Source organism: Virgibacillus dokdonensis, from assembly GCF_900166595.1.
Classification (GTDB): domain Bacteria; phylum Bacillota; class Bacilli; order Bacillales; family Amphibacillaceae; genus Virgibacillus; species Virgibacillus dokdonensis.
The window spans coordinates 282600-294403 of sequence record NZ_LT745763.1 but is presented as its reverse complement, the minus strand read 5'-3'; the positions used below and the strand labels follow the sequence as shown (position 1 = coordinate 294403).

Below are 11804 nucleotides of genomic sequence, written 5' to 3'. Positions count from 1 at the left end.
CATCACTCCTGTGGTTTCATTCATTTTATTGCGGAATACTCATTAAGCCTAAAGCGACTAGGATGTTAGCGATAATACCTACTGCAATTGCGCCAACAGGACCTACTGCCATACGGACAATCGGACGACCAGCTACTTCATTTAATAGATAAAAACCAGCAATAAAGAAGAAGCCGAACCCAGGTGCAATCATATTAGATGCATTCGCACCACCAATTAATAAAGCGACTTCTAATAGTTTGGTCATAGCACTACGAATATTTTCACCAGAGTTTCTCACACCAGGATATTTGTCTAAAAATCTTGCAATTGAACTTAGTAACATAACTTCTAGAAAACTGATTATTCCACCAATAATTACAGCAACCCAAACATTTGGCGAAAATAAGCCGACAACAAAAATTAATGTAAACCCAACCGGACTATAAACACCTGTCGCAATCGCAGTACTAGCTACTAGTGGAATAAATCCAATTGCTCTAGCTGCAGCTGCAATCCCAGCATCTGTAATTTTTCCTTCTGCAATTAGATTGAGAGAAATTGGATCACCAGCCATGATTAATAAATTTGTCGCTCCTGCAATGAGAGCCCCTATAATGACAAAATATATGACATTATTTTTAATAGATTTAACCTTTTCACTAAACATGGCAGCCAAATCAACAGAAGATCCTTCATCCCCTTTTTCTTTCATTGCATAGAAAAATAGAAAGATCATTCCAACAATGAGTGCCATACCTTCTTGATTTAATTGAATAACATTTTCACCAATGGAAAGGAATCCATTCTCATTGACAAATACGGTAAGCTGCCGTACCAAAGCTGCTAAAACAAATGTTAGAATACCTTTTTTAATACTAAATTGCATAGCAACTGCTAAAGCTGGAAAAGCCATGAACGTTACTACAACAGGAGTTCCAACTTCTCCTAATGGTTCTAAAAAATTAACGGGTAAATAATCAAATAGCTTTACAAAACTTTCTAAACCTGCTAATAATGCCCATCCGTATAATCCTCCAACGGCGGCTGCTAAAGGGGTTCCCCATTTATTCTTTGGTGTGATTAAACCGATAATATCTGTACCTAGTAAAATGCTATGAATCAAAATAATACTAGCTGATAATGTAAAAGGGATACCAAACCCAATGACTAATCCAAAGCTCATTGCAAAAGCCGTTACTCCTAACTCTCTACGCTTTAGCCTTCCTTCAATATGTTCTCCGACGACTGGTCTCAAACCATCGTTAAACACTGCAATATTTTGGTTTGCTAAAATGGCCGCCATCGCTCCAATTAACACAATAAATAAAGTCTCCATAGCTTACAAAGCACCTCCTTTACTATTTATTTTTTAATGCATTAATAATCATTGGTACCGCAGCATCGACATGATCTGCAGTAAAACCAAATGCTTTTCTACCGCTGTTAACCGCTTCGATAATATTATCATTATTTGGCTTCCTACCAGGCATGGAAACTGTTTCACATTGATCTCTTCCAAGTAAGGCAATAGCCATAGCCAATGCACCGCCACCACCAGTATGACAAGCTCCCACATAATAATCTGCTTGGTTTGACTTTATAGCCATTGCAGCATCTAAATCTGATTTAATTACCGTTTCAATAGATGAATCCATTTCCTTTATTAATGACTCTATTGTCTTTTTTTCTACTTGACCACCAATAACAATTTTCATTTTATTGTCCTCCTTGTGAATTTAAATTAATTACATTTGTGTAATGCATATATAAAAACTCCTTCTCTCCTTCTGGCAAAGGCGCCCCCCATCTGTTTTCAATATAGAAAACGTGCTCCTTTGCCATCGGGAAATAAATGGAATTTTTTACCTCTTCCATTAACTCAACTGCAGGTTTTTCTACTTCTTCTCCTTTTTCAATACGATTTAAAGCCATCGGTAAATGAGTAAAAAGCATCTCTGCTTGCTCGATATCATGCTTGTTAAGCACTTTTAATAACCTTTCAAATGCAATAGTAGCAATATCATATTCCTTTTGTTTTATTAAGCATTTTTCCAACAACAAGTTTAATCTGTCTTTGAGATCTTGTACGTTCATATCACGCTATCCCCTTACCTTAATAAATTTAGTAATGTGGTAGTTTTTTCTTATTAACTACTAGCTCTTGTATTTCAATAATTTTTCTTGTTTCCAATCCTAAGAGAAAATCATGTACGTCAGTTCGATCTTTTTCAATTAAAATAACGGATGTGGAAGCTTTTTCCGAAAGCATATTTGCTTCTTTTGTTCGAAAGCCTACTTTTTTGAACGTTTTGTTTATTCTCCTTTCATCTGCATTCCATACTGCCGCATCCAAACTCCCATTTTGCAGATTCTCAAATAGTTGCATGTAATTAGTTGGTACTAATTCCACATTAATCTTGTCACATTCCAATAGAGTAATCTTGGATTGATCAATAGATGAAAAGTCTATTCCAACCCGCATGCCATCTTTGATTTGATTGTTGGAAGGGTCTGCTAAAAAAATTTCATGTGCCGTTACGTATGTTTTGGGTCCAAAATTAATAGCTACTTGTAGGTTATCATTATGCTTCATTTCTTCTTCAGCAGCTAACTTAGACATGACAACGAAGTCATATCTACGTGACTTTAACCCTTCCAAACGCTGCTTAGATCCTCTCATGTATGCCAAATCCAAACGTTTATGCATCACATCTGATACCTCAATTAATCCTGTTGCTAAGCCTTCATAACGTGTGGAATAAGGTAATGGCATTGCGCCCATTAAAGAACCAATTCCTGCAATTTCTTTTAATATGTGAATATCTTTATTCATTAAAAAGGTTCCTAAATGCCCTCTAGATTCCAACGTAATTGCATGCAACCTCTCCAATACATTTAATCCACCTTGAATAGTTCCCCGGCCAAAAGATAATTTCTGAACAAAATCTTCTACTCTAGGAATTCTGTCCCCCTCATTGACATCAATGAGTTCTTTAGCAATGCCTTTTGCTGCTAAACCATTTTTCGAAAATAAACTTTCCCAAATTCTACTCATTTTTTACTCCTTTCCATCAATCTACCTTTTTATAGCTGAAAACCATTAAATTCCTGTTCATTATCAAGAAAATAACGTTTCCAAACATCTGGAAGGTTGATCCCCTTTTCTAACTTTTTGGCTAAATTAAACGCATTTTTGCAGTTTCCAATCCCCTCTTTAGCAACGATGACTAATCCGGTTGCAAGGTTTTCAGTTGGAACCGTAATAGCTGTTGTGTTGCACATGTTTGCTGAACGTAGAAGATATTTTCCATGATGTTTCGTTAACTCTTGACCAACTTGCCCAAACTGTTGCGGGATTGTTTCACCATAACCATACACATCAATCGGACCTTCACAGGTTAAAATTAAATCGGCTTCGTTTTTACCTAAAATTTCTTGAATAATGTTTATACCTCTAGCTCGATTATCAATCCCTGTCATGTCTACTTCTAAGAAGGAAATATGCGAACAATCCATTTTTGATAAGTAATATATAACTTTTTCATGCATATCCATTTGATCTGGGCATGTAATCGTTCCTTTTTTTGGAATGGCGATTTTCAACTTCGGTTCTTCCACTAGCTCAAGTTCCTCGTTAATTAAAGTTTCTATAATTGAAGCTAATGTACACATATCTTTGGCAATTACGCCAACACTTCCAGTAAAATCTATTCCATCAGTTGATGTCTTTTTTTGCTTTACATGTAACCCTATCCCTGAACCTATCACAGAAGGAAGTTGACAACTCATTGCGGGACCAAGGATGGAACCTCCACCATCTGTTCCAATTGCGAAATCATTTATTCCTTTTAAAATGTTAATTGGTCCGCCGCTAGAAGAACCTGTCATTAATCGGTAAGTTATTGGGTTATGCAAATCCGTATCTATCGCTCTTCCCTTGCTTGCCGCTTTATCCACTGTTAGCCAAATCATATTTTGATCACTATTCAGCTTATCTATTACATCATTTGGTATCTGATTCGTGTCCTTCACTCCAAAAAACAAAGCATCTTGACCTTTACTCATTCGCTCTGTTCTCCACTCATAATTAATAGCTACCACAGATCTTCCTAACTCTCTTTCTGCCAAAGCAAGCCTATTTTTTGCTACCATTTTATAACTTCCAATCTTTAATGTATGGATCACTTAATTACAACATACAATATACAAAATATTGTATGTTGTAATTATAACGCTTTCATATCCTAATTTCAACTTAATTTTTAAATTAAATTTATATTTGCAGGTAAATGAAACAAAAAACAACTATTATAAATACATTAAAAGCCACCTTTTCACGATAAAGTGGCTATCTATTCTGCTAATTTAATTTTTCCTTTCATCACTGTGGTATACTGTCTTAAGATTTCCCCCCGCCTTCCTATTTTTTTACGTCCACCCTCGTCAATCTGTTCATCATAAACAACAACACAAACGAAAAACTAATGCTGATGAGCGAATAATAGGTAGCAATTGTTGTTTGCCCAGATTCAATAGCAAGATAAATGGCTGTTGGAATGGTTTGCGTCTTTCCTGGAATATTTCCAGCAAACATTAAAGTTGCTCCAAACTCACCAAACGCCCGTGTAAAACTTAAAATAAATCCAGTGGCAATAGACCGATAGGATAACGGAATGGTAATTAGAAATAGCAGCTTTCCATTAGATGCTCCATCTACTTTGGCCGCACCACGAATAGTATCATCAACCATTTGAAAACCGGTTTTCAGTGATTGATACATAAGTGGGAAAGCAACTACACTTGCAGCTATAACCGCTGCAGTGACGGTAAATAACAGGGGTTGTCCGGTTAGCCAGGAGATAGCTTGCCCAACAAAGCTGTTATTGCCAAAAATAATAATTAATAAAAAACCAATGACGGTTGGTGGCAAAACAAGAGGGAGGAAGACAACCGTCTCTAAAATGGCGCGTCCTTTCACATTTTTTTCGGTCATCCAATACGCCACAATCATAGCAAATACAAATACAATCCCTGTTGCGATACTGGCTACGACTAACGAAAGTTGAACAGGGTGCCAAGACCACATCATGTATCCTCCACCAGCTTATCACGAATGACAAATCCGTAAGCTTCAAATAGCGCTTTACTCGTTTCATTTTGCGCATAGTTATAAAACTGTTCTGCCGCTGCTTGCTTTTCTTGAGAACGTTCATTACCATTTTCAATGACCGCTACATAATAGGATATTGGGGTATGTAATGCGCCATCTATTTTCTCTATAATATCTACTTCGTTCACACGATGGAGATCACTGCTATAGACTATACCAGCGGACACCGCTTTATCTTTTACTAATTGCAAGACATGAGATACATCTTTAGCAAATACCATTTGCCCTTGCAACTCATCCCAAAAACCCATTTTTTGTAATGCTTCTTGCGCATAGAAGCCTGCTGGTACGGATTCCGGTGTACCAAGAGCAAATTTTTGATTCGTGTTAACAACATTTTGTAGCGTTGAAACAGAACCATCTTTTGGCTGGATAGCAACTAATTGATTATGTAACAATTCCTCGCCTTGTTCAATATACCCTCCCTCTAATAACAGATCGTAATCTTTTTTAGAAGCAGAAAAAAAGACATCAATAGGTGCTCCTTGTTCTACTTGCTTCCGTAGCGCCCCTGTCCCTCCAAAATTAAATGTTACTTCCATATTCGGGTTTTCCTTCTCAAAGTTTTCTTTTATTTCTGTTAATACGTCCATCATGCTGGAAGCCGCAGAAATCGTAAGTTCTATGGAGCCTTTGGGATTTGAGTTAGAGTTAGATGCATTTCCACAAGCAGTTATAATGATGAGCACAGCTACAAGTATGAGTATGGTTTGTTTTTTCACATTGCTCCATCCTTTTATACGTATCTTATTGTTGCCACTTTATTTCATTCAATAAAAGTGATTGACTCTCTTCAAGCTTACGTCTTATAATACGAGCCTCTTTCCTCATTTTCCTGTTTAACCTTGCTCTAAATCTTTGCTAACTTCCATGACAAGATGTCCCAATTCAGGCGAGATTAACTTTTCCATCGCTAGTTTTACCGCCCCACTAGAACCTGGTATGGCAAAAATAACACGATTTTGCANCAGTTGGCGATTCCCTTTCGCTTTTGTACATTTTTCTTTGAGCGGACAACCTGTACAATCTTCACATTCGTAGACGGTTACCTGAGATTGATAGCCAGTCTGCGAGGTTCGCGTGTAGTTTCTAATGGCATGCAGCTGCTGGTTATTGGCACAGGTATAGGTATCTGTGCTTTTATCATAAGCCATGTTTTCTCGGTGTCTGATGTCCTTTTTGAAAGAAGCTTTTTTCTTGCGTTCATGATTTTGCGGCTTGATATAGGCCGTCTGTTTTTGCTTCTTTAAATACACGTAATTTTCTTCGCTTTCATATCCAGAATCTGCGACGATGTTGCGATAGGTAAAGGGAAGATGTTCCTTTACGTATTGAAGCATTGGAATCAATGTTGTTGTGTCGTTTCGATCGGAAAACGCATTGATCCCAACGATAAATTCCGCATCCACGGCAGCTTGGACATTATAAGCTGGTTTGAGTTGACCATTCCTCATATGATCATCTTTCATTCGCATAAACGTGGCATTACGGTCTGTTTTAGAATAACTGTTTCGTTTCTCTCCCATAATCTGATTGGAAGTATCGTAGTGTTCTTTACGTTGAAGCATTTCCTTTACTTGTTCATGATAACGTTGAAGGACCGTTTTTCTTTTCCCTTTTCCATAAACGAACGTGATGTTTTCTTTCGCTTTTACTTTCTCCAGGAAAACAAGCACTTTTTTCAAATCTTCTAAAAAAGTCTCGTAAGGACTGGTGAAAATCTGACAGTATGTTGTATTAATCTGTTCCAGCAGGGCTTGCCATTTGGTATACATCTTGGCTTCATGTTTGGTGATTGCCTTTTTCCATACGAAAGAATATNTTTTTCATCTACTATGGGAATAACTGCGTCTACCTCATCTCCCATCTCCCGCAACAAAACCTCTAGTACTTCTGACTTCATAAACGGCACATCGACAGGCAAGGTGAGCAACCACTCTGTTTCACAAGAAGTCATTGCGGAATAAATTCCTGCAAGCGGACCATCCCCTTGATAATAAGGTAAATCTAAGTACAGATAACTACATTGGAGGCTGCACACATGTTTAATCCAGTGATTACAAAACGGATAGAGAAAGAATCGAATGTGATAGTTTGCGGCCTCTTGAAAGAGCTTTGCGTGTATATTGTTGCGCGAAAGCTCCATGAAAAATTTGATGGAAATGTTCTTTTATTTAAGGCTTAAATATTACATTGGAGAATTGAATGATGTGACTTGATGAAGACAACATCACTTTAGAAGTATTTGTGTAAGAGAGGGTATAGAATTAGAAGTAATTGTGAAGAGGAGCTGTCGCAAAATGCATATTATGCATTTGCTGACAGCTCCTTTTTATATATGAGATTGCTCGTTTTAAGATGCATTATTTTATTTATGGTGATAAAGGGAAATTTAATCGGTTTTTGACGCACTTAAATAAGCCTCGCCTATTTTTATTTTTTTAAGCTGTCTTTAATGGATGATAATAGAGGTTTAGGCGATTAGCTTGAATTTTCGTATGTATTTTATTGAGGTTATAACCAAATGCCAGGATTAAAAGTTCGTTTCGTACATTACCTATTCCTCGCGTACGAAATTTCTTCAAATGATAATCTTCCTTCAGTACGCCGAACGTTCCTTCCACTTGAATGGAACGATTCATACGGTACAGTGTGCCTGTTTCTGTTAGAATATTTTCTTGCGCTGTTTCCCGGTATGCCAGAAATTCCTTGGCTACATGCAGTTGGCGATTCCCTTTCGCTTTTGTACATTTTTCTTTGAGCGGACAACCTGTACAATCTTCACATTCGTAGACGGTTACCTTAGATTGATAGCCAGTCTGCGAGGTTCGCGTGTAGTTTCTAATGGCATGCAGCTGCTGGTTATTGGCACAGGTATAGGTATCTGTGCTTTTATCATAAGCCATGTTTTCTCGGTGTCTGATGTCCTTTTTGAAAGAAGCTTTTTTCTTGCGTTCATGATTTTGCGGCTTGATATAGGCCGTCTGTTTTTGCTTCTTTAAATACACGTAATTTTCTTCGCTTTCATATCCAGAATCTGCGACGATGTTGCGATAGGTAAAGGGAAGATGTTCCTTTACGTATTGAAGCATTGGAATCAATGTTGTTGTGTCGTTTCGATCGGAAAACGCATTGATCCCAACGATAAATTCCGCATCCACGGCAGCTTGGACATTATAAGCTGGTTTGAGTTGACCATTCCTCATAGGATCATCTTTCATTCGCATAAACGTGGCATTATGGTCTGTTTTAGAATAACTGTTTCGTTTCTCTCCCATAATCTGATTGGAAGTATCGTAGTGTTCTTTACGTTGAAGCATTTCCTTTACTTGTTCATGATAACGTTGAAGGACCGTTTTTCTTTTCCCCTTTCCATAAACGAACGTGATGTTTTCTTTCGCTTTTACTTTCTCCAGGAAAACAAGCACTTTTTTCAAATCTTCTAAAAAGGTCTCGTAAGGACTGGTGAAAATCTGACAGTATGTTGTATTGATCTGTTCCAGCAGGGCTTGCCATTTGGTATACATCTTGGCTTCATGTTTGGTGATTGCCTTTTTCCATACGAAAGAATACCGATTGGCATACGCTTCGATTTTGGTGCCATCGATATAGATGGTTTCACCGGTAATCGCTTCTTGTTGATAAAGCCACACGACTTGTTGAAAGAAGAGCTGTTCCATCACCGTATCGGTCAGATATTTTTGCTTGAAACGACTGATAGTAGAATGATCAGGAGCTGCATACCCTTGAAGAAGCCAACGGAAATTGATATCCCGACGACATGCTTTTTCTATCCCTCGGGAAGAGTAGATTTTTTGCGAGGCTGCGTAGGTAATGACCTTAAATAGAATGACTGAATCGACTGCTGGTTTTCTCCCTTTGGAAGCGTATGCCTGTAGTAGTTCTCTATAATCCATCCTTTCACATAAGAGGCAGTGGAGCCGGACCGAATCATCCATAGGAATCATTTCTTCTACATCCATCGGTAAATATAATTGATAATTTGCTGCAGTTTGCGTATACTGGGTTTGTATTATTCTTTTATTTGTCATAAATTAATAATACATGAGAGCAGACCCTTTGTGGTCTGTTTTTTTGTGTATACACAAAAAAGCTGTTACACAATCAATTACCTGATTGTGCAACAGCCCCTTATTGGCCGAAGGATAAAATAAGTTTATAGTTATGTGTAATTACTAATTGTAACAAATAGAGTGATTATGAAAAACTAAATTAATCAATTTTATTGGGAAATGTCAAACGTTGATATTTGAGTTATAATGGTACACAGGAAACATTAACTCTGATTGAATTTTCATTAATTTGTTGATAGTTTAGGGATACCCCTGAACCATTAAATGTCTAAAACAATAAAGAATTCTTTACCACATTTAATTAAGATATAGAAAGAGGGAATATTGGATGACTACTGATAAAGAAACGAAAATTGCAAAATCATTGTTCAATTATCAAAGAACTCGAATCTTACAAGTAATCAAAGATAAAGAAAAGACCGTAAAAGAAATAGCTACATTATTAAATGAAAAGCCATCAAAACTTTATTATCATGTAAACCAGTTAGAAGAACTGGGGCTTATAAAAGTTGTCGACGAAAAGAAAGTGAATAATTTAACTCAAAAATATTATTTAGCTGAGGCGGCTGCAAGCATGTTAGGTGAGTATACCTTTTCACATGAAAACGCCAATCAAAACTCGGAATACATACTGTTTCAATTAAAAGCCTTTTCTGATGTGGCAATTTCTCGAATCGAATCTGATCTTTTAGATAAAACTGATGAAATAGTTTCTTCTGAAGCGAGCATAGTTAGTGTTCAATTAACGAGAGAGGAATGGAGAGAGGTAAATGAAAAAATTAGGGATATTGTATCAAGAAAGAAAAAACATTCTGAAAAAGATGAAATATACAATGTAAACTATATAATTATGAGTTATCTTGATCAGTAAAGTTACAACATCCCTCGTTCTATTCTAATGGCAGGACAAGTTACGTCAACTTTGCTTTGCCATTAGAGTGCCATCCTCTCCAAAGTCGGCGGGACTCGGTAAGTTTCTCAATTTTGGAATTATTATCCAGTATAAAGATACAAATAATATTCCTAAACTTCCAGACATAAACACAACAAAACTTCCTGTAAAAGTGGCAATAGAACCACCAATTAGTGAACCTAAAGGAGAAGCAATCATTGTTGCACCAGCAACGAAAGAAAAAACTCTTCCTAAAACCTCACTTGGTAAAATATTTTGCAACGAGGAGAGGAAAAGCACATTCGTCAAACCTATTGAAATGTAGCTTATTCCAAATAAAAGAATGGATAATATAGTTATATTTGTTACCCCAGAAAAAATCCAACTCAACCCTGAAATAAAAAAGCTAATGATTGTTACTCTTCCTAAGGGAATCTTATTAAAAACATTGGCTAAAAGGGAACCGGCTAAAAGACCACCCGACATAGCCCCTAAATACCAACCGTATATATGACTACCACCTCGATTTGCAGCATAATCAGGTAAAATTGCAGAGACCCCACCAATAACGAAATTCGCTATTATTGCTGCTAAAAGAAATTTTGGTATAAATGATCTCCTTATGAACCAGTAACCCTCTTTTAAATCTAATTTGTAGGTATCCCATTCTTCTTTCAAAGAAAATTTACTTTCGGCTTCCACATTAACATTTTTTGTTCCAGGGAATTTGAGATAGTAAAATAAAGTCATAGCTATAAGAAATGCTATAGCATCCAACATGTAAACAGCCACAGCACCCATTATTGCGATTATAACACCTGAAACTCCCATTAAAATTAAATCTAATAATTGATAGGTGGAGGTCATAAAGGAATTCGCCTTTGTTAAAGAGTCTTTATCAACAATCTTTGGTAAAATTGAAAAATGAGTAGGGTAAACAAATTGCTGTATTATAGAGGCTAAAGGACAAATTGTTAATACAATCCACGCATATAGAACATCAAAATAATAAGCGAGTGGAATGACTGCTAATAAAACAGCCTGAAGCATTTGAGAATAAATTAAGATTGATCTGTGTTCTATTCGGTCAATTATAGGACCAATAAAAAATTGTAGGGCAATAGGTGCTGCAGTCAGAAATCCCGCTAAGCCCGTGAAAAAATTATTCTTTGTCAGTTCATAAACCAACCACATTGAGGCTACCGCATATAAACTATCCCCTATATTGGTGACAATCCTTCCCGATATCAATAAAATAAAATTTCGAGTTTTCATAACTTAGCACCAGCTCCATTTAAATTTTTTTAACGTTAAAATTATTTAATAACAAATTAGAATAAAAGTCAATAATTATTTTAAAAAATATTTGCTTATTTGCTAATTATATTGACATTTAACTTATTTTAATGTATAAATTATTTGAATGGTAAAAAATTGTTAATGAATATGAGGTGAATAAGTATGAGTCGACCACCAAAAATTATCAATGTTTTTTGCTAATTTTTAACCTGAAGTGTGATAGGACAAGTTTAATAGGTATTTTACATGAATTTATGATTGTAAATGGATGGCCGTGTTTTTACATGGTCATCCCACAAGGGAGGCTTTTAATTGTTCCATAGGGATACAACGCAAATAAACAAAGTTAAAAACCTAACATTGAAAC

13 protein-coding genes and 1 pseudogene are annotated in these 11804 nt (G+C 36.3%); 2 read left to right on the top strand and 12 right to left on the bottom strand.

Annotation, left to right across the window (positions count from 1 at the left end; translation table 11 throughout):
• Nucleotides 1–25: 25 nt before the first annotated feature.
• From B2C77_RS03110 to mobA, 10 genes and pseudogenes are all read right to left on the bottom strand, one after another.
• Entirely contained in the window at nt 26–1318 is a 1293-nt protein-coding gene (locus tag B2C77_RS03110; RefSeq protein WP_077702364.1) for a YhfT family protein, read from the bottom strand.
• A gap of 22 nt (nt 1319–1340) precedes the next feature.
• Nucleotides 1341–1697 (bottom strand): DUF2620 domain-containing protein, encoded by a 357-nt coding sequence (locus B2C77_RS03105; RefSeq protein ID WP_077702363.1) that lies wholly within the window; start codon nt 1695–1697, stop codon nt 1341–1343.
• Nucleotide 1698: 1 nt separating this feature from the next.
• Complete coding sequence (locus tag B2C77_RS03100; protein ID WP_077702362.1) at nt 1699–2076, bottom strand: PRD domain-containing protein; 378 nt, start codon at nt 2074–2076, stop codon at nt 1699–1701.
• Nucleotides 2077–2104: 28 nt separating this feature from the next.
• Nucleotides 2105–3037, bottom strand: coding sequence for a GntR family transcriptional regulator YhfZ (yhfZ, locus tag B2C77_RS03095; RefSeq protein WP_077702361.1), 933 nt, complete (start codon nt 3035–3037; stop codon nt 2105–2107).
• A gap of 29 nt (nt 3038–3066) precedes the next feature.
• Nucleotides 3067–4134: an amidase gene (locus tag B2C77_RS03090; RefSeq protein ID WP_077702360.1), complete on the bottom strand. Its 1068-nt coding sequence runs from the start codon at nt 4132–4134 to the stop codon at nt 3067–3069.
• 268 nt (nt 4135–4402) lie between these two features.
• Entirely contained in the window at nt 4403–5071 is a 669-nt protein-coding gene (gene modB / locus B2C77_RS03085; protein WP_077702359.1) for a molybdate ABC transporter permease subunit, read from the bottom strand.
• Nucleotides 5068–5874 carry a molybdate ABC transporter substrate-binding protein gene (modA, locus tag B2C77_RS03080; RefSeq protein WP_077702358.1) on the bottom strand — a complete coding sequence of 269 codons (807 nt, stop codon included), beginning with the start codon at nt 5872–5874 and terminating at the stop codon, nt 5068–5070. Before modA ends, modB begins: the two co-directional genes overlap by 4 nt.
• A gap of 117 nt (nt 5875–5991) precedes the next feature.
• A complete protein-coding gene (locus B2C77_RS22630; protein WP_438272974.1) occupies nt 5992–6306 on the bottom strand; it encodes a transposase in 315 nt (104 codons plus the stop codon).
• Nucleotides 6307–6348: 42 nt separating this feature from the next.
• A pseudogene (locus tag B2C77_RS22625) lies at nt 6349–6666 on the bottom strand (transposase); the annotation flags it as partial.
• A gap of 176 nt (nt 6667–6842) precedes the next feature.
• Nucleotides 6843–7193 (bottom strand): molybdenum cofactor guanylyltransferase, encoded by a 351-nt coding sequence (gene mobA / locus B2C77_RS22460; protein ID WP_367946634.1) that lies wholly within the window; start codon nt 7191–7193, stop codon nt 6843–6845.
• Here mobA and B2C77_RS21535 point away from each other — a divergent pair, their 5' ends adjacent.
• Nucleotides 7194–7337, top strand: coding sequence for a hypothetical protein (locus B2C77_RS21535; protein WP_176087265.1), 144 nt, complete (start codon nt 7194–7196; stop codon nt 7335–7337).
• A 256-nt stretch (nt 7338–7593) separates the two neighbouring features.
• Here B2C77_RS21535 and B2C77_RS03065 read toward each other — a convergent pair whose 3' ends face one another.
• Entirely contained in the window at nt 7594–9204 is a 1611-nt protein-coding gene (locus B2C77_RS03065; RefSeq protein WP_077702355.1) for an IS1182 family transposase, read from the bottom strand.
• Between the two features lie 370 nt (nt 9205–9574).
• Between B2C77_RS03065 and B2C77_RS03060 the strand changes: the two genes are divergently transcribed.
• On the top strand, nt 9575–10117 hold the full coding sequence (locus B2C77_RS03060) for a winged helix-turn-helix domain-containing protein (protein WP_077702354.1): 543 nt from the start codon (nt 9575–9577) through the stop codon (nt 10115–10117).
• A gap of 45 nt (nt 10118–10162) precedes the next feature.
• Here B2C77_RS03060 and B2C77_RS03055 read toward each other — a convergent pair whose 3' ends face one another.
• Complete coding sequence (locus B2C77_RS03055; protein ID WP_077702353.1) at nt 10163–11413, bottom strand: MFS transporter; 1251 nt, start codon at nt 11411–11413, stop codon at nt 10163–10165.
• Nucleotides 11414–11804 lie beyond the last annotated feature (391 nt).

Coding starts and splice junctions, on each gene's coding strand:
- B2C77_RS03065 (WP_077702355.1), bottom strand. CDS start 9,204: ATGACAAATAAAAGAATAATACAAACCCAGTATACGCAAACTGCAGCA.
- modB (WP_077702359.1), bottom strand. CDS start 5,071: ATGATGTGGTCTTGGCACCCTGTTCAACTTTCGTTAGTCGTAGCCAGT.
- B2C77_RS03060 (WP_077702354.1), top strand. CDS start 9,575: ATGACTACTGATAAAGAAACGAAAATTGCAAAATCATTGTTCAATTAT.
- yhfZ (WP_077702361.1), bottom strand. CDS start 3,037: ATGAGTAGAATTTGGGAAAGTTTATTTTCGAAAAATGGTTTAGCAGCA.
- B2C77_RS03055 (WP_077702353.1), bottom strand. CDS start 11,413: ATGAAAACTCGAAATTTTATTTTATTGATATCGGGAAGGATTGTCACC.
- B2C77_RS03110 (WP_077702364.1), bottom strand. CDS start 1,318: ATGGAGACTTTATTTATTGTGTTAATTGGAGCGATGGCGGCCATTTTA.
- B2C77_RS03090 (WP_077702360.1), bottom strand. CDS start 4,134: ATGGTAGCAAAAAATAGGCTTGCTTTGGCAGAAAGAGAGTTAGGAAGA.
- B2C77_RS21535 (WP_176087265.1), top strand. CDS start 7,194: ATGTTTAATCCAGTGATTACAAAACGGATAGAGAAAGAATCGAATGTG.
- B2C77_RS03100 (WP_077702362.1), bottom strand. CDS start 2,076: ATGAACGTACAAGATCTCAAAGACAGATTAAACTTGTTGTTGGAAAAA.
- B2C77_RS03105 (WP_077702363.1), bottom strand. CDS start 1,697: ATGAAAATTGTTATTGGTGGTCAAGTAGAAAAAAAGACAATAGAGTCA.